The following is a 20,766-nucleotide window of genomic DNA, read 5'->3' on the forward strand; positions in this document are numbered from 1 at the left end:
GTTCAGTTCTGGGTCGGCGATGCCGGCCGGTATTCACCTGACTGCGCGCCCGACTGGGGCGCTTGCGGCGGCTGCACCGGGCGGAACTCGGGCTGGGCACTCTGCTGCTGGCCTCGCTGGGCCGGCTGGTTCGTACCCGGACCGGTGGCCGCACCCGGACGCGGCGCGACAGGCGCCGGCGGCGGCATCGTGGCCATTGCACCGCCCGCAGGCGGCTGGCCATTGTTGTTCAAAGGCGGCAGCATCGGCGCGCCGAGGTTGCGTATCAGGATCGAATCGTCGACCGGCTGGCTGTTGGCGCCGGCTGCCCGCATGAGCTCGTAACGGTCCATCGAGATACTGGTGTTCTGTTCCTTGCTGCGCACCACCACGGGGCGCAGGAAGACCATCAGGTTGCGTTTGTTACGGGTGCGCGACTTGTACTTGAACAGGTTGCCGAGCACCGGGATGTCGCCCAGGCCGCGCACTTTTTCTTCGTTGTCGGATTCGTCGTCGGAGATCAGGCCACCCAGCACGATGATCTGGCCATCGTCGGCCAGCACATTGCTTTCGATCGCGCGGACGGTGGTGATGATCCCTGCCGCATTGTTGGTCGAGTCGATCCCCGAGTTCTCGTGGTAGATCGCCAGCTTGATCGTACCGCCTTCCGAAATCTGCGGGCGCACTTTCAGCAGCAGGCCCACGTCCTTGCGGTCGACCGTCTGGAACGGGTTGCTCGCCCCGCTCGCCCCGGTCGTGAACGAACCGGTGATGATCGGGATGTTCTGGCCGACCTTGATCGTTGCCAGCTCGTTATCGAGCGTGATCATGTTCGGCGTGGACAAGATGTTGGCGTTACCGCCGTTTTCAAGGGCGCTCGCGATCGCCCCCAGGCCCAGCTGGCCATTGATCTGGCGGAAGATGCCGATCGACAGGCCGCTCAGCGCGGGCAGGCTGCTGCCGGTGCCGCCGGTGGTGCCGGTGCCGCCGCCCAGCCCGGTCGCAGCAGCGGCGGCCAGGTTGATGATGTTGTTGCTGCCGCCGCTGTTGAAGGATTGCAGGCCGCCCACGCGGTAGCGGCTGCTGTCGTCGCCGGAGATGCCGACCCACTGCACGCCGAATTCCGACGCCTTGTTCGAGGTGACTTCGACCACCAGGGCTTCGATGTAAACCTGGGCGCGGCGCACGTCGAGCTGGTCGATGACGGCGCGCAGGTTGCGGTAGACCGCGTCGGGCGCGGTGATGATCAGGCTGTTGGTCGAGGCGTCGGCCTGGATGAAGCCGGAGCCCTGGCCGCCGCCGGCGCCGCCGGCCGTGGCTTGGCTCTGCTGGCCGAAGGTATTGCCGGTGCCGCCCATGCCGACGCTGCTCTGCTGGCCTTGCTGGCCGCCGAGCGAACCGCCGGCACCGGTGCCGGTGTTGCTGCCGGCCTGGATCGAGCCGCCCGAGGTGCCCTGCTGCTGCACCGGCACCGCCGAGGCATCCTGCGACACCACCGCGCGCAAGGTCTGGGCAACGCGGCTGGCGTCGGCATTCTTCAGGTAGACCACGTGGATGTTGCCGAGTTCGGTGGTCGGCTGGTCGAGCTTGGCGATCAGGCTCTTGGCCATGTTCGCGCGGGCGGCCGAGGGCGCGCGCACGACGACCGAATTGGTGCGCGGATCGGCCAGCACGCTGACGCGGCCGGCGTCGCCGCCCGGGCTTGGCTCCATCAGGCGCGTGACCAGGGTCGCGACGTCGCTGGCGATGCCGTTGCGAATCGGTACGACGTCGAGGTCGCCGGTCGAGGGCGCGTCGAGCGCGGCGATGATCTTCGACAGGCGGCGCAGGTTGTCGGCGTAATCGGTGATGACCAGGCTGTTGTTACCCGGGTCGGCCATGATGGAATTGTTCGGCGAGATCAGCGGACGCAGCACGGCGGTGAGATTCGCCGCCGACTCATGCTGCAGGCGGTAGACCTGGGTCGCGACCTGGTCGCCGCGCACCCTGGAACCGCCGGTACCGACCTGGGTCGGCGAGGCCTGCAGCTTGGCTTCGGCTTCCGGCACCACCTTCGCATAGCCGTCGCCGGTGACCACCGCATAGCCCTGCAGGCGCAGTGCCGAGGTCAGCAGGGCGAAAGCCTGGGCCTTGCTCAGCGTGCGTTCCGACACCAGGGTCAGCGTCCCCTTCACGCGCGGGTCGATGATGAAGGTCATGCCGGTGTAGTGGCCGACCGCCTTGATCACCGATTCCATGTCGGCGTTGACGAAGTTGAGCGCGGCGCCGTTGCCCTCCTGGGCGAACGCGGGCGCGGCCGGGACTGCGCCGAGGACCGCGCAGCACAGCATGACGTTGGCGGCGATGCGGCGCAGGGCCGGAGTTTGCTGGGTTGTTTTCATCATCTGAACTCTAATGCGATTATGTTCTTGCCGTTCACCATTCGGCGCTGGCCCAGCAGGTTGAGCAGGTTGCCCAGCGTGTCTTCGTATCCTTCGGCCGCTTGCGCCTGTCCCGAAAAGCGCAGACGGCCATTTTCCAGAGTACCACTTCCCGATAGCAGCAGCGCGCCGCGGACGGTACGCAGCGCCAGATCGGCCCGCTGGCCGCGCCAGTCCATCGCCACCTCATAACTGCCCAGCGGTTTGACCGGGCTCATACGCGAACCCATGTCGGTCAGCGACAGCACGGTCCTGCCCTGCACGGCCACCGTCTGGCCCTGGCGTGCGATGTCCAGCAGATTCCAGGACAGCTTGATCACGCCCGATGGCGCCAGCGTGTTCAGCGGCGCGCCGAGCCCGGCCAGACCTTCGGCCGGCAGCAGCAGTTCGCCGGCGCTGACCTGCCATTGCGACCAGCTGCCGCTGATGCGCACCGGCTGCGCCAGCGCCTTGTCGTTGGCCAGATCCATGCTCACCTGGCCGAACAGCACCAGCGGCGACAAACGCCAGCTGAAGCGGCCCGGCAGCAGCGGTGTCACCGACCCGCCCTCGCCCGGCGCCCCGCCCACAAAGGCTGAGCCGCGCCAGAGCGTACCTTGCGCATCTCCCAGAGTCAAACGTCCGCCGGTCTGGCGCTCGACCATCGGCCCCAGCCAGGCAGCCGGCAGGAACAGCAGTACCGTGACGGCAACCGCCAGGACCGTCAGCCCGATCCACAACAAGGCACGCTTCATTGGGCCGCGCCGGTGTTCTGACGCAGCGTCATGCTGGCGTCGACCTGGCCGGCCGCCGGCAAGGCGGTAACGACGGCGTCCTGCACCAGCACGCGGTTGGCGCGGCGCTGCTCGTCGAGCCAGGTGGTGAGGTTGGCGAAGGACACGTTATTCAGTTGCAGCTTGATGTACTCGCCCGTCATCGACAGCGATTGCGGCGTCAAGCCGCGTCCGCTGAGGCTGGTGCTGACGGTTTCGCGGGTCAGTGGCGTGACCTGGGTGCTCGGCGCGGCCGACAGCCGGCCCGCTTCCTGGGCCATGGCTTGCAGCTCGGCGGCCTGCTGGCGCAGCTGCGGCAGCGTGCGGCGCAGCTGGGCGCGGCCCTCGACGGCCGGGTCGACCAGGATCAGGTACAGCAGCGCCAGCAGCACGACGGCGCCGCCGACGCCGAGGAAACGCCGTTCCTGCTCGGTGCGGGCAAGCCAGAGCGCGGTGGCGCGCTCGCGGTATTGGGCGACGGTGGTGGCAAGACTCATTGCTTGGCTCCTGTGCTGCGGATCACCCAGCTGCCCGGCGCGGCTTCATCGAGACTCATGTTGCGCGCGGCAAGCGCCGTGCGCAGCTGGCCCGTTAAACCGGGGTCGACGGTTTCGGGTTTGACTTTGACGGACAGCGCGCGTTCGCGGTATTCGATTGACGCAATGCCGGGTTGACGTCCGAGCGAACGCGTAGCTTCGCCGAAAGCCGCTGCCAGGTAAGTGAATTCGTCGGGCGCCACTTCGCCGATGCTGGCGCGGGCGCGCGCAATGTTCTGGCGCATCTGGGCGACCGGATCGAGGATCGTGGTCTGGTTCGGATACACCGAGCGGAAGGTCTGGGTCATCGACTGGCGCACGGTCTCGGCTTCGCGCTTCAGGCGCAGCCATTCGACGTTCAGGCCGATCAGGTTGACGGCTAGCGCCAGCAGCGCCAGGCGGATCGGCCAGCGCCAGCGACGCCAGTCGCGCGGCTGGCTGCCGGCGGCGCCCAGGCCGCTGACCAGATCGAGCGCGGTGCTCCTGGAACCGGCGATCCAGTGCGCCCAGTCGTCGGCCTCCAGCGTGATACCGGGGCCGGCGTCCAGCGCCAGCGCCTGGTATTCGCCCAGCTGGCCGGGCGGCACGTACAGCACCAGCGGCGCATCGCCACTGAAGGCGCGCGCGGTCTGCAGCACCACCGCCGGGGCGGCGTCGAGCGCCAGGCCGAAGCCCTGGAACAAGCCCTGGCGCAGGGTCAGTTCGGCGCCCTGGATGGCGGCCGAGACGCTGCCCGGCTGCAGCGGCAGACACAGCTGGGCAGGCACGGCGGCTACCGAGCGCGCGCCCTGCGCCAGCAGACTGCGCACGATGCCCTCCAGCCAGTCGCGGTCGACCACGGCGATCGGGCGGCTGTCGTCCGGCTGCTGGGGCGCGGCCACCAGCACGTGATCGAGCGGGTCGCCGAGGATGTGTTCCTCGACCAGGCCGGGCAGCGCAGCCTTCAGGCGCGCACCGGTCAGGGGCGGCGCCGTTACCGACAGCAGGTTGACGTCGGCGCCGGCCAGCAGCAGCACGACGCGGCGGCTGGTACCGACCAGGTCGCCCAGATTGCGCAGCGGACCTTCACCCTGCTGCTCGATGACGCCGCCGTCGTTGACGAGGGCGAAGCGGCTCAGCGCATGGTCGCCTTCCGCGCGGGCGGGATGCCGAATATACAGTGTAGTCAAACCGTCTCTCTCTTTGTTTTTAGTACTGGCGGATCCAGACCACCTGCGTGCCGCCACCGGCAATCAAGGTCGGAAAGCGGTGGATCAGCGCCTCGGCATCCAGCGCGGCGCGGTCCAGGCGGATGCGGCTGTTCACCAGGAACCAGCTGCTTTTCACATCCGCCGCGCCGGGCGTGAGCGGCCGGCTCTGCCCGATCTCCGACGAAAAATACTGCATGTCCCGCCAGGCCGCGCGCTGCCGCCGCACGACCAGCGAATTCGCTTCCGACACCGACATGTTCGGCACCAGCGCCGCCAGCACCTCGGCCGGCGCCGTGTTCACGTTCACCAGCGTCGCTTCCGGCAGCACGATCACGAAGGGCCGCAGGCGCTCGACCATGGCCGGCGTGAAGCCCGGCACCGTCAGCAGGTCGTCCACCGCCAGGAATTTCATCGGCGTGCCGGCCACGCTGCTGCGGGCGGCGCGCTGGATCGTGGTCGGTGTGGGCGTGCCCCCGCCTGCGCCAGCCTCGGCACCCGCACCCGCACCCGCACCGGCACCAGTGCCCGCCCCGGCTCCGGCGCCCGCGCCTGCCCCAGCCTGGTCGCCCCCAGCCGGCGCCCCGCCCTCCGGCGTCGGCGCCTCGATCGGCTGGCCGGCGGCCACGAAGGCCGCGACCCGCCCCGCCAGCTGCTGGTCCATCTGCAGATTGCGCAGCAGGCGGCCGAACACTTCCGTCTGGCCCTCGTCGACTTGGCCATTGTTCGCGAGATTGCGTAAATTGTAACGCGAGCAGGCGTCGATAATGTTACCCGACAAGGTCGCGTCGAAATTTTCGCCTTCGACCCGTTCGCGCTCGATGTACTGGTCGAGCCGGGTTTCGGCCAGCGGCGTGGCCCAGACGTGGTCGAGCGCGGTGTAGTCGCGGTGGTCGAGACCGTCCTGGAACAGCACCAGACTGGCCCAGTCGAGGGCGCCGCGCAGGATCCACTTGGTCTGCAGGTGCAAGCGCTGGTTTTCCATCGAGCGCACCTGCACCTGCTGCTGCCAGAACAGGCTGGCAACGATCGAAATCGCCAGCGTGGTCAGCAGCAGCGCGGTGATCACGGCGACGCCGCGTTGGCGCAGGCCGCGCATGCGTGGCCGTCTCATGGTTCCCCCAGCAGGAAAGACTTGGTCATCGGTACTTGCTGCCCCTGCACCTGCAGCGCCACCTGCATGCCGGTTGGCGGCAGCGGCACGGTATTCGGGTCGGGCTGGGCGGTCTGCCCGCCGCCCGCGGCTGTCGCGGCGGCGGCGGCACTGCCGGCCGTGGCCGCACTGGTCGACTGGCGCCAGGCGCGGTTTTCCCAGGTCATCACCTGCATGCCGGTCACCCCATCCTGCAGCGCAACGGCGCCGCTGGTATCGGTGTCGCTGACCGCGGCCTGCCACAGGCCGTCGAGCTGGACCAGGTCGCGCACGCCCGGCGACTCGCGCCGCACCAGGGTGCCGTTGACGATGCGGTAGGCCACCACCTGCAGGCGCGAGGGCTGGTTTTCGTTGAACACCTCGCGCACCATCGTGAAACGGTCGGTACCGGTCAGCAGATAGGGGCGGCGGTCGAGCACGTCGCGTCCGGCGATGTGTTCGCAGTCGCTCTGCATCTGCGCAAAGGCCAGCTGCATGCCGCGCGTGGTTTCCATCTGGTTCGTCAGCGCCACGCGCGCGCGGATGATGCCGTCCAGCCCACGCCAGCCGAGCACGGCGACGATCGCGAGGATGCTGATCGCCACCAGCAATTCCACCAGGGTGAAACCGCGCTGCCGCCTCGATGCCGTGCTCATAGACGCGGCCTCAGCACGAGTTGGACAAGTTTGACGATGCGCCGGTTCGGATTTTCGATGTCGAATACCGAAACTTCGACGCGGCGCAAACGCGGATTCGGACTGGAGAACACTTCTTCCTGGCAGACCAGGTGCAAATCGCCTTGCGGGCAGTCGAAGCCGCGCTTGCCGATTTCCGGGAATTCCTTGCCCAGGCGGATCTGCACGAGCCGGTTCTCGGCCGACCAGGTCGCCATCATCGAGGTCCGCAGGCCGCTGCTGTTGGCGGTCAGGCTGCCGACCGCGCGCAGGCCGGCACCGAGCGCGGTGCCGACGATGACCAGGGCCACCAGCACCTCGAGCAGCGTGAATCCGGCTGAGCGCAGTTTGTTCATGCGGATCTTCATTCGACGGTGAAATGGCCGACCCCATCGGCCCGGATGCCGACGCGGTTGCCGCCGGCGGCCAGGATCAGCACGAAGGGTTTGTCGACCGGTTCGCGGCCGAAGGTGATGCGCAGCGGATTCACGGTGCCGGCGCTGGCCGGGTCCAGCAGCAGGGTCAGCGGCGCGTTCTTGAAATCGCGCTCGCGCAGCAGGTCGTCGCCGCTGCCGATCGGCTCCCAGCGCGTTTCGTTGCGGACCAGGAAGCGATAGTGCTCGGGCGTGGCTTCGAAGGTGACCGGGCGGTTGCGCACGATGGCCTCGTCGCGCGCCAGTTGCAGCAGCAGGGTCAGGCGCTGGGCCTCCTTTTGCAAGTCCTGGCGCGGGCTGGGGATCGCGTTGAGCGAGGCCAGCCCCAGCGTGACGCCGATGATGACCATCACGACCATGATCTCCACGAGCGTGAAGCCGCGTGTGCGCACGTGCTTGCTCATCGGGCTGGGATCTCCTCAGGCGGCTGGCCCGGCGATGGATTCGCTTGGCTTATTTATCCCAGGAGCCGACGTCGGCATCCTCGCCGGCGCCGCCCGGCTGGCCGTCCGCGCCCAGCGAGAACACGTCGATCTCGCCATGCAGGCCCGGCTGCAGGTACTGGTAATTGTTGCCCCACGGGTCCTTCGGCAGCTTCTCGACGTAACCGCCCTCTTTCCAGCCGTTGGCGGCCGGGCCGGTGGTCGGCTTCTGCACCAGCGCCTGCAGGCCCTGCTCGGTGGTCGGATAGCGCTGGTTGTCCAGTTTATAAAGCTTGAGCGCCTGCATCAGGGTCGCGATGTCGGTCTTGGCGGCGGTCACGCGCGCTTCGCCGGTACGGCCGAGCAGCTTGGGCACGACCAGCATGCCGAGGATGCCGATGATGACCACGACGACCATGATCTCGACGAGAGTGAAACCGCGCTGGCGGCGCCGCTGCATGCGATGCGAAATGTTCTGCATAAAATAATGACGTTTGGTGGTCAAAGAGTCGAATGAATCGAACTAGTATAAGGCCGAATGCCGTAAATCCGGCACGCGGAAGACTTTCCAATTGTAAGCCACCGGCGAGGCTGCCGAAATGCTTGCTGGAATGACTAGCCGCGGCCGGCGCATACCGGACAGGCGTGATTCCGTCCGATCTGCATGGCGGTCCATGCCATCGCGCGGCCGTCGAGCATCAGCAACTGCCCTACCAGCGGCTCGCCGCATCCCACCAGCAGTTTCAGGGCCTCGGCCGCCTGCACGGCGCCGATCACGCCCACCAGCGGCGCGAACACGCCCATGGTGCTGCAGGCAACATCCTCGAAGCGGCTGTCCTCGGGGAACAGGCAGGCGTAGCAGGGCGACTCCGGGTCGCGCACGTCGAACACCGAGACCTGGCCGTCGAAGCGGATCACGGCGCCGGCCACCAGCGGCACGCGCGCCGCCACGCAGGCGCGGTTGACGGCCTGGCGGGTGGCGAAATTGTCGCTGCAGTCGAGTACGACATCGCTGGCGCTGACCAGTTCCAGCAGGCGCGCACCGGCCACGCGTTCGCGCAGGGCGAGCACCTCGATGTCGGGATTAATCTGCATCAATGCCTCACGGCCGGACTCGACCTTGGGCTGGCCGATCCGCGCCGTGGTGTGCATGACCTGGCGCTGCAGGTTCGTCAGGTCGACCTCGTCGTCGTCGACCAGGGTGATATGGCCGGCGCCGCTGGCGGCCAGGTACAGGGCCGCGGGCGAGCCGAGGCCGCCGGCGCCGACGATCAGGACCCGGGCGCCCAGCACCCTTTGCTGTCCTTCGATGCCGACCTCGTCGAGCAGGATATGGCGCGAGTAGCGCAGCAGTTGGCGATCGTCCATCGATTACTTGCTGGCGCCGGCCTTGACCTCGGGCGGCTTCTGCTCGGTGCCGGGCAGTTTGGCAGGTGCCGGCGCATCGTCGAGCGGGTCGGCCTTGGCCAGTTTCACCGGCAAGCCCTTGAAATGGTTGATGGCCTGGGCCAGCTGGAAGTCGTCCTTGCTGCCGAAATCCGGCGCCTTGCCGCTTTTCAGCAAGGCCAGTGCGCGCTGCTCTTCTTCCAGCTCGTCGCGCTTTTGATCCCGTTTTGCGCTGACCGTGCCGTTCAGGCCCACCGGCTTGGCTTCGCCTTCGTTCGACAGGTGATGGTCGAGGTCGGCTTCGCGCACGCGCAGCGCGTTCAGGCCGTCGCCTTCCGGGGTCTCGTCGACTTTCAGGTCGGGAATGATGCCCAGTGCCTGGATCGAGCGCCCTTTCGGGGTGTAATAGCGCGCCGTGGTCAGTTTGACGGCCGTGTTCTCGGTCAATTGTCGCAAGGTCTGCACCGAGCCTTTACCGAAGGTCTGGCTGCCCATCACGATGGCGCGCTTGTAGTCCTGCAGGGCGCCGGCCACGATTTCCGAGGCCGAGGCCGAGCCGGTGTTGACCAGCACCACCATCGGCACCGTCTTCAGCGCCGCCGGCAGCTTGGCCAGCGGATCGGTGCCCGGGCGCGCATAGAAATCGCGGCGGCCATAGAAGGTCGTGTTCGATTCGGGCAACTGGCCCTTGGTGGAGACGATCACCTCGTTCTGCGGCAGGAAGGCGCTCGAGACGCCGATCGCGCTGGGCAGCAGGCCGCCCGGATCGTTGCGCAGGTCGAGCACCAGGCCCTTGATGTTGGGGCTCTGGGCGTACAGTTCCTTGAGCTTGGTAGCCAGCTCGTCGACGGTCTCTTCCTGGAACTGGCTGATCCGCAGCCAGGCGTAACCAGGCTCGACCAGCTTGGCCTTGACGCTGGCCATGCGGATTTCTTCGCGCTCGACCGGCACCACCCAGGGCGTGTCGGCGCCGCGGCGGGCGATGGTCAGCATCACCTTGCTGTGCGGTTCGCCGCGCATGCGGGAAATGGCTTCGTCCAGGCTCAGGCCCTTGACCGGCACGTTGTCGATGCGGGTGATCAGGTCGCCGGCCTTGATGCCGGCGCGGAAGGCGGGCGTGTCCTCGATCGGCGAGACGATTTTCACGTAACCGTCTTCCATCGCGACTTCGACGCCGACGCCGACGAATTTACCCTGCACCGTTTCCTGCATCTCGGCGAAGTCCTTTTCGTCGAGGTAGACCGAGTGCGGATCGAGCGAGGCGACCATGCCGGCGATCGCGTCCGACAGCAGCTTCTTGTCCGCCACCGGCTCCACGTAGTCGCTCTTGATCAGGCCGTAGACGTCGGCCAGCTGGCGCAGCTCGTCCAGCGGCAGCGGCGCTTCCGTGCCCTTCTGCGCCATCGCCGAAAACTGGACCGAGGCAGCCACGCCGGCCACCATGCCGATGCCGACCAGGCCGAGGTTCTTGAGTTTGTTGCCCATTGCTGTTCCTAGAATTTGACCCAGCCGGCCGGATCGATCGGTTTGCCCAGATGCCTGAGTTCGAAGTATAGACCCGATTCTCCGTTACCGCCGGTGCTGCCCGCACTCGCGATCACCTCGCCGGCCTTGACCGAATCGCCCACGTGTTTCAGCAGGGTTTCGTTAAAACCGTAGATCGACAGGTATTCGCCGCCGTGGTTGACGATGATCATATTGCCCCAGCCGCGCATCCATGCCGCGTGCACGATCCGGCCCGGGCCGATCGCGCGCACGTCGGTGCCCTCCGGCGCCTTGATGAACATGCCTTTCCACGCCGGGCCGTCGGCGCGCTTGGCGCCGAAGCGGGCGGCGACGGTGCCGGAGATCGGCGCCATCAGGCGGCCGCGCAGGCTCTCGAAGGTGCCGCTCGGCAGGTCGGCGGCCAGCGCGGTGTCGGCGGAACGCGCCGGTTTCGTCTCGGCCGGCTGCTCGGCCACGCGCGGTTCTTCTTCCTTGACCGGGGGCGGCGGTTTGTAGGGTTTGCCGGCCTTGGCCGCTTCGCGCGCCAGGCGTTCGCGCTCGGCCTGCTGCGCCTTGGCACGGGCCAGTGCGCGCGCCTTCGCCTCTAGAGCGGCCTTGGCGCGGGCGGCGGCCAATTCCTGTTGGCGCTTGCGCTCTTTCTCAGCAGCGATTTCCTGCTCGCGGATCAGGCGTGTCAGGCGATCGACCAGGCCGCTCATGCGCTGGGCGTCCTGCTCCAGCTTGTTGGCTTCCTTGCGCTGGCTCACCAGCTTGCTCGACAAATTGGCCACCAGCGCCGCGTGTTTCGCTTTTTCCTTCTCCAGCACGGCCTTCTGGTCGCGCTGTTCCTGGGCGATTTCTTCGAGTTCGTCCTTGGCGTTCTGGGTCTCGGCCTGGTTCGCCTCGACTGCCGCCAGGTTCGTGCGCAGCGAGTCCAGCAGCTTGGCCTGGGCCTGCGACACGTAGGCCATCAGCTGCAGGTCGCGGTTGATGCGGTTCGGGTTGTCGCCCGACAGCAGCAGTTTGATGCGGTCTTCATTGCCCGCCACGTATTGTTCGCGCAACAGCTTGGCCAACTGCTGCTTTTGCGCGGCGATGGTCTGCGCCAGGCGCGCCTGCTGGGTGCCGAGATCCTGCAGCTTGGCATTGGTCGCCGCCTGCTCGTCGGCCAGCTCGCGCAAGGAGCGGTTGGCGTTCGAGATCGCCTCTTCCGACTCGGCCAGTTCGTCGGCCGCGTCTTCCTTTTCGCTCTCGGTACGGCTGATGTCCTTCTTCAGCGCGTTCAGCTTTTGCTGGATGCCGGCGCGCTGGGCTTCGGCTTGCGCCTTCTGCTTGCTGCGCTCGGTCTGGCGCGGCGCTGCCTGTGCGGCCCCCACGGCGAGTGTGCAAGCCAGCAGGCCGCACAGCAGCTTGCTGCCGACGGCCTTGGCGCCGGCAGGTTTCACAAACGGGAGTAGCAAGGTTTACTTCGCTTTCCCTTGGTTGGCCACGGCGGCCATCGCAGCCGCGATCGCTTCCTGGTCGCCCAGGTAGTAATGGCGGATCGGCTTCAGGTTCTCGTCCAGTTCGTAGACCAGCGGGGTGCCGTTCGGGATGTTGAGGCCGACGATGTCGGTGTCGCTGATGTTGTCGAGCATCTTGATCACGGCGCGCAGGCTGTTGCCATGGGCCGAGATCAGGATCTTCTTGCCGGCGCGGATGGCCGGGGCGATTTCCTCGTCCCAGGCCGGCATCACGCGCGCCACGGTGTCCTTCAGGCACTCGGTCAGCGGAATCTGAGCCTTGTCGAGGCCGGCGTAGCGCGGGTCGCTGAAGGACGTGCGCGGATCGTTTTCTTCCAGTGCCGGCGGCGGGGTGTCGTAGCTGCGGCGCCAGACCAGCACTTGCTCGTCGCCGAACTTGGCGGCGGTCTCGCCCTTGTCCAGGCCCTGCAGGGCGCCGTAGTGGCGCTCGTTCAGGCGCCAGTCGTTCTTGACCGGCAGCCACATCATGTCCATCTCGTCCATGGCCAGCCACAGGGTGCGGATCGCACGTTTCAGGACCGAGGTGTAGGCGAGGTCGAAGGTAAAGCCGGCTTCGCGCAGCAGACGGCCGGCGGTCTTGGCTTCCTTGACACCCTTTTCGGTCAGGTCGACGTCGGTCCAGCCGGTGAAGCGGTTTTCGAGGTTCCAGGTGGACTCGCCGTGGCGCATGAATACGATTTTGTACATAAGCTCTTCGGATCGGATAAGTGGGAAGGAATACAGATTCAGCTTCTATTTTATAATGCGACGATTCAATTCAGTTCAACCGACGGAAACTTCGTGAAATTCATCCTAGACCATATCTTTGTTGTTGCGATCGCCGTGATTTCCGGCGGCGCCCTGCTGTGGCCGGCGTTCGCGCCGCGTGGCCGCCGCGCTTCCCCGCTCCAGGCGACCCAGATGATGAACCGCGGCAAAGCCACCGCCGTGATCGACGTGCGTGGCAATGACGAGTACGCTGCAGGCCACCTGCGCGACGCAAAAAACATTCCGCTGGCAGACTTGGGCAATCGCATTGGCGAGTTGGACAAGTCGAAAACCAAGACCGTGATCGTGGTCTGCCAGAGCGGCGCTCGCGCCGACAAGGCCGTGCGCCAGATCAAGGCTGCCGGCTTCGAAGATGTCTACGCACTGGAGGGCGGCATTGCGGCCTGGACGGCTGCCGGCCTGCCCGTGACCAAATAATCGTAAGAAAGGATTGCTTATGACTGCCCACGTCGTTCTCTATCACACCGCCAGCTGCCCTTACTGCGTCCGCGCCGAGCGCCTGCTGGAAGCCAAGGGCGTGACCGACATCGAACGCATCCGCGTCGACCTCGACCCGGAACAGCGCGCGATCATGATGCAGCGCACCGGCCGCCGCACCGTGCCGCAAATCTACGTGGGCGAGACCCACGTCGGCGGCTTCGACGACCTGTACGCGCTGGACCAGGCCGGCCGCCTGGAGCCGCTGCTGAAGGGCGAAGCGGCCTGAATTTCGGCCTTAATTTCCGCCTGAAACCGGGCTTGAATGCTACGGAAACGCCAGTAAATCGCAGGGTCGTCGGCAATGCTATTGCAACCGAATTGGTTTTGATACAATTGCCGACGCCTTGACATTCAAGCATGCGGCAGCCTTAAGCTGTCCCCTCTATACACACTGAAAGCGTTCCATGGCTGACGAAAACCTGCAACCCGTGTTCCAAATCCAGCGTATCTACCTGAAAGATATGTCGCTGGAACAACCGAATTCCCCGGCAATTTTCCTCGAGCAGGAAGCCCCGACCATCGAGGTTTCGCTGGACGTCGGCGCCGAAGGCATCGCCGATGGCATCTACGAATCGACCGTGACCATCACCGTGACCGCCAAGGTCAAGGACAAGGTCGCTTTCCTGGTCGAAGGCAAGCAAGGCGGCATCTTCGAAGCCCGCAACATCCCGGCTGACCAGATGGATCCGCTGCTGGGCATCGGCTGCCCGAACATCATCTACCCGTACCTGCGCGCGAACATCGCCGACCTGATCACCCGTGCCGGCTTCCCGCCTGTGCACCTGGCTGAGATCAACTTCGAAGTGTTCTACCAGCAGCGCCGCCAGGCACTGGCCGAGCAGGCTGCTACCGCTGGCACCCCGGCCGGCAACCAGTAATACTGTAGCAATGTAACAACGGGAGCTTCGGCCCGCCTCCAGCAGGCCGGCCGAACCTCCTTCCTTTCCTGCCTTTCGGCGTCTGTCGTTTTCCCAAAGGCCTCGCATGTTTTCCGCCCCTTTCCGTCACGGTCTCCTCGCAGGCAGCATCCTGATGCTGGCATCCTGCCCGGCCTTCGCATTCGACTTCAAGACGGTGGGCCCGCGCTCCGTGGTCCTGTACGACGCCCCGTCCGCCAAGGGTGGCAAGCTGTTCATCGCCCCCAGCGGCATGCCGGTCGAGGTTGTGCTCAGCTACGGCGAATGGGTCAAAGTGCGCGACGCCAGCGGCGACATGGCCTGGGCCGAAGCACGCGGCCTATCGGCGAAACGCAATGTGATCGTGCGCGTGGCCGGTGCCAGGGTGCGCGCCGCACCGGAAGACAATGCCGCCGTCCTGATGACGGCCGATAAGAACGTCCTGCTTGAGCTGGTCGATCCGGAAGCCGGCCCGTGGGTGCGCGTGCGCCACCGCGACGGCATCAGCGGCTATATCAGAGCGTCCGAAGTCTGGGGCATTTGAGGCCCCCTATCCCATGCACGAAACCCAAACAAACCAACCCATCACTGTCCTCGGCGCCGGCGCCTGGGGCACGGCGGTCGCGATCGCGCTGGCCGCCCGCCATGAGGTCCTGCTGTGGGGCCGTAATCCCGAACAGATGGCTGCCACCGAAGCGGCGCGCGACAACGTCACTTACCTGCCTGGCCATCCGCTGCCGCCCGCTTTGCAGGTGTCGGCCGACTTCGAGGCGGCCATCGCCCACGTCGCGCAAGCCGCGCCCGGCACCACGCCGCTGCTGATCGCGGCCTGCCCGGTGGCCGGCCTGCGTCCGCTGCTCGAGCAGCTCAAGGGCCGCAACATCCCGAACATCGTCTGGCTCTGCAAAGGTTTCGAATACGGTACCGGCCTGCTGCCGCACCAGGTGGTGCGCGAGGTGCTCGGCGACACGGTTGCCGGCGCGGCGCTGTCCGGCCCCTCGTTTGCCCAGGAAGTGGCGCGCGGCCTGCCTTGCGGCCTGACCGTGGCCTCGAACGATGCCGAACTGCGCGAGCGCGTGGTGTCGCTGGTGCACGGCGGCAGCGTGCGCGTGTATGCCTGCGACGACATGGTCGGCGTGGAAGTCGGCGGTGCCGTCAAGAACATCCTGGCAATCGCCACCGGCGCGGCCGATGGCCTGGGACTGGGCCTGAATGCGCGCGCGGCCCTGATCACGCGCGGCCTGGCCGAGATCACCCGCCTGGGCGTCACGCTCGGCGCCCAGCCCAGCACCTTCATGGGGCTGACCGGCATGGGCGACCTGATCCTGACTTGCACCGGCGACCTGTCGCGCAACCGCCGCGTCGGCCTGGCGCTGGCCCAGGGCAAGCAGCTCGATGCCATCGTCAACGAACTCGGCCACGTGGCCGAAGGCGTGCCGTGCGCGAAAGCCGTGCGCGAACTGGCGGCGAAACTCGGCGTCGACATGCCGATCACGAATGCCGTGGCCGGGGTGCTGTTCGACGGGGAGTCGGTGCAGGAAACCGTGGACCGTTTGCTGGCGCGGGATCCGCGTAACGAGCTGGCTTAAAACGTAGGCTGGGCGACCTTCGCCCACGCGCATGCATGCGTTATGCCGGCGCTTGCGTGGGCACGGCGTGCCCACGCTACCTTCATTTGGCCGGCGCGTCCTGCGTGTCGCGGCGCGTCGGGCCACCGCTGTTGTCGCCGGGATGCAGCAGGATGGTCATCAGGGCCACCGCATCCTGGTTGGCGCGGATCGCGTGCGGTTCGCCGCCGGCCAGGTAGACCAGCTCGTTCGGACGCAGGATCGTGGTGCGGCCGTGGGCTTCGAACGCAATCTCCCCTTCCAGGCACAATAAAGTCATTTCGCCCTCGACCCAGTGCTCGGGCATCGGCTTTTCCTTCGGCAACACCAGCCGGATCAGCTCCATGTGGTCGGTCTTGATCAGTGCGATCGATGTGAAGTTCGCGATGTCATCTTCGCCGCGCTGGAGCGCGATGCATTCGCCGGATCTCGCATGCTGCAAGGCCATGGTGTTCTCTCCTTAAATTACGCCTGCTCTTCTTCAAATGTCTGCGGCACTCCGCGCAGCCAGTCGACCAGCGCAGTAGCGTCCTTGAATCCTTGCGCGAGCTGGGGCACCAGTTTTTCCGGGGCGTTGATGTCGACCGGCTGTTCGATCCAGACGAAATAACTCTTCAGCTTGAGGTACTCGACCAGCGGATGATTCGCATCGAAGCCTTTCGGCGGACGCTGCAATTTGTCTTCCGGATTCAGGTCGCCGTAGGTCGCGCGCAGATGTTTATTCTTCAACATTTTGGCGAAGCCTGTCGCATCGTTGACTACGTGCTCGCGGATCGCTTTCAGGCGCGGTGCCGGCGGCAGGTATTCGCCGGCGCCGAACAGCAGGGTACCGTTGGCTTCGATGTGGAAGTAATAGGTCGGGCCGCCGGCCGCGCTGGGACGGCGCTTGTCGCCCGGCGCGATGCCTGCCGAGAAATGCGTTTTATAGGGCGTCTTGTCGTGCGAGAAGCGGGTATCGCGCTGGAAGCGGAACACCGCCTTCTTCGGATCGCAGGCGGCGACCTGGCGGTCGAATTTCGCGATTTCCTTGATCAGTTCCGCCACCGTTTCCAGGAATTCGGCGCGCAAGATGTCGTAGCGCGGCTTGTTCCATAAAAACCAGGGTCGGGTGTTGTTGTCCTTGAGTTCGGTGAGGAATTGCGTCAGGTCGCGCAGATGCATAAGTTTTTCTTATTCATGAAAGTGAAAATCAGGGTGTCTGGCGCGGGCGGCGGCCGACCGTGACGGCCAGCGTGGCCTGGCGGTTCTTGCGCATGACCGTCATCTGCGATTTTTCGCCGGGCGGCAGGTCGGCGATCAGGTTCAGCATGTCATTGGTGCTGGAGACCTTCTTGCCGTTCACCGCCAGCAGGATGTCGCCCGGGCGCATGCCGGCGCGGTCGGCCGGACCGCCGCGCACCACGCCGGCGATGATGGCGCCGCTGTCGCGCGCGAGGCCAAAACTGTCGGCCAGCTCCGGCGTGATGTCCTGGGATTCGATGCCGATCCAGCCGCGCACCACCTGGCCATGCTTGATGATGGAATCGAGCACGGTCTTCGCCGTCGAGACGGGAATCGCGAAACCGATGCCGACCGAGCCGCCGGTCTGCGAATAGATCGCCGAGTTAATGCCGAGCAGGTTGCCGCGGGTATCGACCAGTGCGCCGCCCGAGTTGCCGAAGTTGATCGCAGCGTCGGTCTGAATAAAATTCTCGAAGTGGTTGATGTGCAGGTTGTTGCGCCCCAGGGCGGAGATGATGCCGAGGGTGACAGTCTGGCCGACGCCGAAGGGGTTGCCGATCGCCAGCACCACGTCGCCCACCCGCGCGGCGTTCGGGTCGCCCAGCACGATCACCGGCAGCTTATCCGCCTTGATGCGGATCACGGCGAGGTCCGTTTCGGGATCGGTACCAACGATGGTGGCGGCGGCTTTGCGGCCATCGGCCAGGCCCACTTCGATTTCGTCGGCGCCCTCGACCACGTGGAAGTTGGTCAGGATGTAGCCGTCGCCGCTCACGATCACGCCCGAACCCAGGCTGGCCATCTGTTCCTGCGGCGGCATCTTGTCGCCGAAGAAGCGCTTGAAGAATGGATCCTTGAGCAGCGGATGGGTTTCGCGCAGTGCTTTGCTGGTCAGGATGTTGACCACGGCCGGCATCGCGCGGCCGGCGGCCTCGCGGTAGCTGCCCGGCGCGGCTGCTGCCGGACCGGTGCCCGGTGCCTGCAGCACGGGGACGCCACGGCCGGGCCCGCCGATGCCGACCTGGACCGGCGAACGGCCCAACAGCTCCGGGCGCAGGGCCGCGATCACGGCATAGATGCCGAGGACGATCGTGACGGTCTGCGCGAACAGGAGCCAGTAGCGCCGCATGGTGCGAATTATTTGTTTTTCAGCGCGTCGCGGATTTCGCGCAGCAGCACGATGTCTTCCGGCGGCGGCGCCATGGCTGCCTTCTGTTCTTCCTTGTGATGGAACCCGTTACGCACGCGGTTCATCAAACGCACCATCTGGAAGATGACGAAGGCGAGGATCAAGAAGTTCAGCAAGATCGTCAGGAAATTGCCGTAGGCCAGCACCGCGCCGGCCTTCTGGGCTTCGGCCAGCGGCAATCCATACGGCTGGTGCGCCAGCGGAATATAGTAATCAGCGAAGTTCAGGTTACCGAACAACATGCCGACCGGCGGCATGATCACGTCCTTGACCAGGGAATCGACGATGCGCCCGAAGGCCCCGCCGATGATCACGCCGACCGCGAGATCCATGACATTGCCCCGCATCGCAAACTTCTTGAATTCTTCCAGCATGGCCATCCTGATTCTCCTTATCGTTTTTGCACCTGTGGGAATGATACCTGAAAGCCGATTTTGCCCTGCCGCGAGTGCAATCCAACACAGGCGCAAGGAAGAACCGGAATGCACGTTTGGAAGGCATGGTAACCATAAGAACGTTTTTTCTTTAATTTGCAAAACTGTTCACATATAATCGACTGTTGCAATAAAGGTTTTTACCCAATTGCAATATCTTGCATTGCAGCATTTCGCATTTGACGAATGGAGTTGGTATGAGTAATGAGAAGCAGGTCGATACAGGCCGGCGAGGCTTGCTCGTGGCTACATGCGCGGCGGGCGGCGTTGTTGGTGTTTCAACGGCCGGAGTTCTGGTAAGTACTTTCCAGCCTTCGGAGCGAGCGAAGGCAGCGGGCGCACCGGTCGAGGTGGACATCTCCGACGTCAAGCCTGGCGAAATGAAAGTGGTGGAATGGCGTGGCAAGCCGGTCTGGGTCCTGCGCCGCACCCCTGAAATGCTGGCGAGCCTACCCAAGAACGACAATCTGGTCGCCGATCCGAAATCCGAAAAGCCGTATCAGATGGAGACGCCTGATTACGCAAAGAACGAGACCCGTTCGCGCGCCGAGCACAAGGAAGTGCTGGTGGCGGTCGGCATCTGTTCCCACCTGGGCTGCTCGCCCTCTTCCCGCTTTGCCGAAGGTCCGCAGCCGAACCTGCCGGACGACTGGCACGGCGGCTTCCTGTGCCCTTGCCACGGATCGACCTTCGATCTGGCCGGCCGCGTCTTCAAGAACAAGCCGGCGCCGGCCAACCTTGACGTCCCTCCGTACATGTACCTGTCCGATAACAAGATCGTGATCGGCAAAGACGAGAAAGGCGAGGCATAACATGGGCGCAGCGTTCAAGGAAACCAAACTCCCGGCGAATGCCCCGAAGAGCCAGAAAGCCCTGGCCTGGGTCGACGACCGTTTCCCGTTGTCGAAGCTGTGGAACGACCAGTGGGGCAAATACTATGCCCCGAAGAACTTCAACATCTGGTACCTCTTCGGTTCGCTGGCCATGCTGGTGCTGGTGCTGCAGATCGTCACCGGCATCTTCCTGACCATGCACTACAAGCCGGACGCCAACCTGGCCTTCGGTTCGGTCGAATACATCATGCGTGAAGTCCCGTGGGGCTGGCTGGTGCGCTACATGCACTCGACCGGCGCCTCGATGTTCTTCATCGTGGTCTACCTGCACATGACCCGTGCGCTGCTGTACGGTTCCTACCGCAAGCCGCGCGAGCTGATCTGGCTGTTCGGCTTCGCCATCTTCCTGTGCCTGATGGCGGAAGCCTTCTTCGGCTATCTGCTGCCGTGGGGCCAGATGTCGTACTGGGGCGCGCAGGTGATCGTCAACCTGTTCAGCGCGATTCCGCTGATCGGCCCGGACCTGTCGCTGTGGATCCGCGGCGACTACGTGGTGTCGGATGCGACCCTGAACCGCTTCTTCGCCTTCCACGTGATCGCGATCCCGCTGGTCCTGCTGGGCCTGGTGGCCGCGCACCTGATCGCGCTGCACGAAGTCGGCTCGAACAATCCGGACGGCATCGAAGTGAAGGAAAACCTCGGTCCGGACGGCCACGGCATCGACATGATCCCGTCGCACCCGTACTACACCACCAAGGACCTGTTCGGCGTCTCGATGTTCCTGTTCATCTACAGCGCGGTGATCTTCTTCGCGCCCGAGATGGGCGGCTACTTCCTGGAGTACAACAACTTCATCCCGGCCGACTCGATGAAGACCCCGCCGCACATCGCGCCGACCTGGTACTTCACGCCGTTCTACTCGGTGCTGCGCGCCACCACCTCCGACTTCATGTGGGTGGTAATGGCCGGCGTTGCCGCCTATGTCGTGTTCATCTGGCTGCGTTCGCGCCTGTCCTACAAGACCAAGCTCGTCATCACCGCCATCGCCGTGGTGCTGGAGATCGGCATGCTGTTCCTGGATGCGAAGGTGTGGGGCGTGGTGCTGTTCGGCTCGTCGGTCGTGATCCTGGCCCTGCTGCCGTGGCTGGACCACTCGCCCGTGAAGTCGATCCGCTACCGTCCGGACTGGCACAAGTATGTGTTCATCCTGTTCGGCATCGTCTTCATCGCGCTGGGCTACCTCGGTACCCAGCTGCCGACCCCGGCCTACACGCTGATCGCCCAGGCCTGCACCCTGATCTACTTCAGCTTCTTCCTCCTGATGCCGTGGTGGAGCGCCTCGGGCCGGTTCAAGCCGGTACCGAACCGCGTGACCTTCACTCCTCACTGACCGCCACGGAAAAGGACA

24 protein-coding genes are annotated in these 20,766 nt (G+C 65.4%); 7 read left to right on the forward strand and 17 right to left on the reverse strand.

All coding sequences use genetic code 11. The annotated features are described in order from the left end of the window. Nucleotides 1–2 precede the first annotated feature (2 nt). The 13 genes from gspD to gpmA all read right to left on the reverse strand — a co-directional run bounded on the left by gspD (nucleotide 3) and on the right by gpmA (nucleotide 12,617). Complete coding sequence (gspD, locus tag NX782_RS15820; RefSeq protein WP_258846444.1) at nucleotides 3–2,363, reverse strand: type II secretion system secretin GspD; 2,361 nt, start codon at nucleotides 2,361–2,363, stop codon at nucleotides 3–5. Beyond that, nucleotides 2,360–3,133: a type II secretion system protein N gene (gspN, locus tag NX782_RS15825; RefSeq protein WP_258846445.1), complete on the reverse strand. Its 774-nt coding sequence runs from the start codon at nucleotides 3,131–3,133 to the stop codon at nucleotides 2,360–2,362. Before gspN ends, gspD begins: the two co-directional genes overlap by 4 nt. After that, nucleotides 3,130–3,648, reverse strand: a complete 519-nt coding sequence (locus NX782_RS15830; RefSeq protein WP_258846446.1) for a type II secretion system protein M — start codon at nucleotides 3,646–3,648, stop codon at nucleotides 3,130–3,132. Before NX782_RS15830 ends, gspN begins: the two co-directional genes overlap by 4 nt. Further along, on the reverse strand, nucleotides 3,645–4,856 hold the full coding sequence (gene gspL, locus NX782_RS15835; protein WP_258846447.1) for a type II secretion system protein GspL: 1,212 nt from the start codon (nucleotides 4,854–4,856) through the stop codon (nucleotides 3,645–3,647). Before gspL ends, NX782_RS15830 begins: the two co-directional genes overlap by 4 nt. A gap of 19 nt (nucleotides 4,857–4,875) precedes the next feature. Then, nucleotides 4,876–5,988: a type II secretion system minor pseudopilin GspK gene (gene gspK, locus NX782_RS15840; protein ID WP_258846448.1), complete on the reverse strand. Its 1,113-nt coding sequence runs from the start codon at nucleotides 5,986–5,988 to the stop codon at nucleotides 4,876–4,878. Next, nucleotides 5,985–6,662, reverse strand: a complete 678-nt coding sequence (locus NX782_RS15845) for a PulJ/GspJ family protein (RefSeq protein WP_258846449.1) — start codon at nucleotides 6,660–6,662, stop codon at nucleotides 5,985–5,987. The genes gspK and NX782_RS15845 overlap by 4 nt, the downstream gene beginning before the upstream one ends. Further along, entirely contained in the window at nucleotides 6,659–7,036 is a 378-nt protein-coding gene (gspI, locus tag NX782_RS15850) for a type II secretion system minor pseudopilin GspI (protein ID WP_258846450.1), read from the reverse strand. The genes NX782_RS15845 and gspI overlap by 4 nt, the downstream gene beginning before the upstream one ends. A gap of 8 nt (nucleotides 7,037–7,044) precedes the next feature. Beyond that, nucleotides 7,045–7,518, reverse strand: coding sequence for a type II secretion system minor pseudopilin GspH (gspH, locus tag NX782_RS15855; protein WP_258846451.1), 474 nt, complete (start codon nucleotides 7,516–7,518; stop codon nucleotides 7,045–7,047). A 49-nt stretch (nucleotides 7,519–7,567) separates the two neighbouring features. Continuing rightward, the gene (gene gspG, locus NX782_RS15860) at nucleotides 7,568–8,017 is read right to left on the reverse strand and encodes a type II secretion system major pseudopilin GspG (protein WP_308632981.1); all 450 of its coding nucleotides are present in this window, start codon (nucleotides 8,015–8,017) and stop codon (nucleotides 7,568–7,570) included. A gap of 134 nt (nucleotides 8,018–8,151) precedes the next feature. After that, nucleotides 8,152–8,904 carry a HesA/MoeB/ThiF family protein gene (locus NX782_RS15865; RefSeq protein WP_258846452.1) on the reverse strand — a complete coding sequence of 251 codons (753 nt, stop codon included), beginning with the start codon at nucleotides 8,902–8,904 and terminating at the stop codon, nucleotides 8,152–8,154. A 3-nt stretch (nucleotides 8,905–8,907) separates the two neighbouring features. After that, a complete protein-coding gene (locus NX782_RS15870) occupies nucleotides 8,908–10,407 on the reverse strand; it encodes a S41 family peptidase (protein WP_258846453.1) in 1,500 nt (499 codons plus the stop codon). A gap of 8 nt (nucleotides 10,408–10,415) precedes the next feature. Beyond that, entirely contained in the window at nucleotides 10,416–11,813 is a 1,398-nt protein-coding gene (locus tag NX782_RS15875) for a murein hydrolase activator EnvC family protein (protein ID WP_441295305.1), read from the reverse strand. A 57-nt stretch (nucleotides 11,814–11,870) separates the two neighbouring features. Then, complete coding sequence (gene gpmA, locus NX782_RS15880) at nucleotides 11,871–12,617, reverse strand: 2,3-diphosphoglycerate-dependent phosphoglycerate mutase (RefSeq protein WP_258846454.1); 747 nt, start codon at nucleotides 12,615–12,617, stop codon at nucleotides 11,871–11,873. 93 nt (nucleotides 12,618–12,710) lie between these two features. Here gpmA and NX782_RS15885 point away from each other — a divergent pair, with 93 nt between their 5' ends. The 5 genes from NX782_RS15885 to NX782_RS15905 all read left to right on the forward strand — a co-directional run bounded on the left by NX782_RS15885 (nucleotide 12,711) and on the right by NX782_RS15905 (nucleotide 15,663). Beyond that, the gene (locus tag NX782_RS15885) at nucleotides 12,711–13,115 is read left to right on the forward strand and encodes a rhodanese-like domain-containing protein (RefSeq protein ID WP_258846524.1); all 405 of its coding nucleotides are present in this window, start codon (nucleotides 12,711–12,713) and stop codon (nucleotides 13,113–13,115) included. A gap of 19 nt (nucleotides 13,116–13,134) precedes the next feature. After that, entirely contained in the window at nucleotides 13,135–13,404 is a 270-nt protein-coding gene (gene grxC / locus NX782_RS15890; RefSeq protein ID WP_258846455.1) for a glutaredoxin 3, read from the forward strand. A gap of 178 nt (nucleotides 13,405–13,582) precedes the next feature. Further along, nucleotides 13,583–14,056, forward strand: coding sequence for a protein-export chaperone SecB (secB, locus tag NX782_RS15895; protein ID WP_258846456.1), 474 nt, complete (start codon nucleotides 13,583–13,585; stop codon nucleotides 14,054–14,056). A gap of 106 nt (nucleotides 14,057–14,162) precedes the next feature. Then, a complete protein-coding gene (locus tag NX782_RS15900) occupies nucleotides 14,163–14,618 on the forward strand; it encodes an SH3 domain-containing protein (protein WP_258846457.1) in 456 nt (151 codons plus the stop codon). A 13-nt stretch (nucleotides 14,619–14,631) separates the two neighbouring features. Next, nucleotides 14,632–15,663, forward strand: a complete 1,032-nt coding sequence (locus NX782_RS15905; RefSeq protein WP_258846458.1) for an NAD(P)H-dependent glycerol-3-phosphate dehydrogenase — start codon at nucleotides 14,632–14,634, stop codon at nucleotides 15,661–15,663. Between the two features lie 82 nt (nucleotides 15,664–15,745). Here the strand turns inward: NX782_RS15905 and NX782_RS15910 are convergent, their stop codons facing one another. The 4 genes from NX782_RS15910 to mscL are packed head-to-tail and all read right to left on the reverse strand — an operon-like array spanning nucleotide 15,746 to nucleotide 18,471. Further along, nucleotides 15,746–16,129, reverse strand: a complete 384-nt coding sequence (locus NX782_RS15910) for a cupin domain-containing protein (protein ID WP_258846459.1) — start codon at nucleotides 16,127–16,129, stop codon at nucleotides 15,746–15,748. Nucleotides 16,130–16,146: 17 nt separating this feature from the next. Beyond that, nucleotides 16,147–16,842: a DUF2461 domain-containing protein gene (locus tag NX782_RS15915; RefSeq protein WP_258846460.1), complete on the reverse strand. Its 696-nt coding sequence runs from the start codon at nucleotides 16,840–16,842 to the stop codon at nucleotides 16,147–16,149. Nucleotides 16,843–16,870: 28 nt separating this feature from the next. Further along, nucleotides 16,871–18,031: a Do family serine endopeptidase gene (locus NX782_RS15920; RefSeq protein ID WP_258846461.1), complete on the reverse strand. Its 1,161-nt coding sequence runs from the start codon at nucleotides 18,029–18,031 to the stop codon at nucleotides 16,871–16,873. 8 nt (nucleotides 18,032–18,039) lie between these two features. Beyond that, on the reverse strand, nucleotides 18,040–18,471 hold the full coding sequence (gene mscL / locus NX782_RS15925; protein ID WP_258846462.1) for a large conductance mechanosensitive channel protein MscL: 432 nt from the start codon (nucleotides 18,469–18,471) through the stop codon (nucleotides 18,040–18,042). Nucleotides 18,472–18,722: 251 nt separating this feature from the next. Between mscL and petA the strand changes: the two genes are divergently transcribed. Together petA and NX782_RS15935 are read left to right on the forward strand one after the other, a co-directional pair. Further along, nucleotides 18,723–19,337, forward strand: a complete 615-nt coding sequence (petA, locus tag NX782_RS15930; protein WP_258846463.1) for a ubiquinol-cytochrome c reductase iron-sulfur subunit — start codon at nucleotides 18,723–18,725, stop codon at nucleotides 19,335–19,337. Nucleotide 19,338: 1 nt separating this feature from the next. After that, nucleotides 19,339–20,748: a cytochrome b gene (locus tag NX782_RS15935; protein ID WP_258846464.1), complete on the forward strand. Its 1,410-nt coding sequence runs from the start codon at nucleotides 19,339–19,341 to the stop codon at nucleotides 20,746–20,748. The last annotated feature ends 18 nt before the right edge of the window (nucleotides 20,749–20,766 follow it).

Source organism: Massilia norwichensis, assembly GCF_024753245.1.
Classification (GTDB): Bacteria; Pseudomonadota; Gammaproteobacteria; order Burkholderiales; family Burkholderiaceae_D; genus Telluria; species Telluria norwichensis.

Bases quoted from the DNA above. Each gene is read 5' to 3' on its own strand.
- gspG (WP_308632981.1), bottom strand. From the start codon at position 8,017: ATGCAGAACATTTCGCATCGCATGCAGCGGCGCCGCCAGCGCGGTTTC.
- gpmA (WP_258846454.1), bottom strand. From the start codon at position 12,617: ATGTACAAAATCGTATTCATGCGCCACGGCGAGTCCACCTGGAACCTC.
- NX782_RS15915 (WP_258846460.1), bottom strand. From the start codon at position 16,842: ATGCATCTGCGCGACCTGACGCAATTCCTCACCGAACTCAAGGACAAC.
- mscL (WP_258846462.1), bottom strand. From the start codon at position 18,471: ATGGCCATGCTGGAAGAATTCAAGAAGTTTGCGATGCGGGGCAATGTC.
- NX782_RS15830 (WP_258846446.1), bottom strand. From the start codon at position 3,648: ATGAGTCTTGCCACCACCGTCGCCCAATACCGCGAGCGCGCCACCGCG.
- NX782_RS15920 (WP_258846461.1), bottom strand. From the start codon at position 18,031: ATGCGGCGCTACTGGCTCCTGTTCGCGCAGACCGTCACGATCGTCCTC.
- gspD (WP_258846444.1), bottom strand. From the start codon at position 2,363: ATGATGAAAACAACCCAGCAAACTCCGGCCCTGCGCCGCATCGCCGCC.
- secB (WP_258846456.1), top strand. From the start codon at position 13,583: ATGGCTGACGAAAACCTGCAACCCGTGTTCCAAATCCAGCGTATCTAC.
- NX782_RS15905 (WP_258846458.1), top strand. From the start codon at position 14,632: ATGCACGAAACCCAAACAAACCAACCCATCACTGTCCTCGGCGCCGGC.
- NX782_RS15865 (WP_258846452.1), bottom strand. From the start codon at position 8,904: ATGGACGATCGCCAACTGCTGCGCTACTCGCGCCATATCCTGCTCGAC.
- petA (WP_258846463.1), top strand. From the start codon at position 18,723: ATGAGTAATGAGAAGCAGGTCGATACAGGCCGGCGAGGCTTGCTCGTG.
- NX782_RS15870 (WP_258846453.1), bottom strand. From the start codon at position 10,407: ATGGGCAACAAACTCAAGAACCTCGGCCTGGTCGGCATCGGCATGGTG.
- NX782_RS15845 (WP_258846449.1), bottom strand. From the start codon at position 6,662: ATGAGCACGGCATCGAGGCGGCAGCGCGGTTTCACCCTGGTGGAATTG.
- NX782_RS15900 (WP_258846457.1), top strand. From the start codon at position 14,163: ATGTTTTCCGCCCCTTTCCGTCACGGTCTCCTCGCAGGCAGCATCCTG.
- gspN (WP_258846445.1), bottom strand. From the start codon at position 3,133: ATGAAGCGTGCCTTGTTGTGGATCGGGCTGACGGTCCTGGCGGTTGCC.
- gspH (WP_258846451.1), bottom strand. From the start codon at position 7,518: ATGAGCAAGCACGTGCGCACACGCGGCTTCACGCTCGTGGAGATCATG.
- gspK (WP_258846448.1), bottom strand. From the start codon at position 5,988: ATGAGACGGCCACGCATGCGCGGCCTGCGCCAACGCGGCGTCGCCGTG.
- NX782_RS15935 (WP_258846464.1), top strand. From the start codon at position 19,339: ATGGGCGCAGCGTTCAAGGAAACCAAACTCCCGGCGAATGCCCCGAAG.
- grxC (WP_258846455.1), top strand. From the start codon at position 13,135: ATGACTGCCCACGTCGTTCTCTATCACACCGCCAGCTGCCCTTACTGC.
- NX782_RS15910 (WP_258846459.1), bottom strand. From the start codon at position 16,129: ATGGCCTTGCAGCATGCGAGATCCGGCGAATGCATCGCGCTCCAGCGC.
- gspI (WP_258846450.1), bottom strand. From the start codon at position 7,036: ATGAACAAACTGCGCTCAGCCGGATTCACGCTGCTCGAGGTGCTGGTG.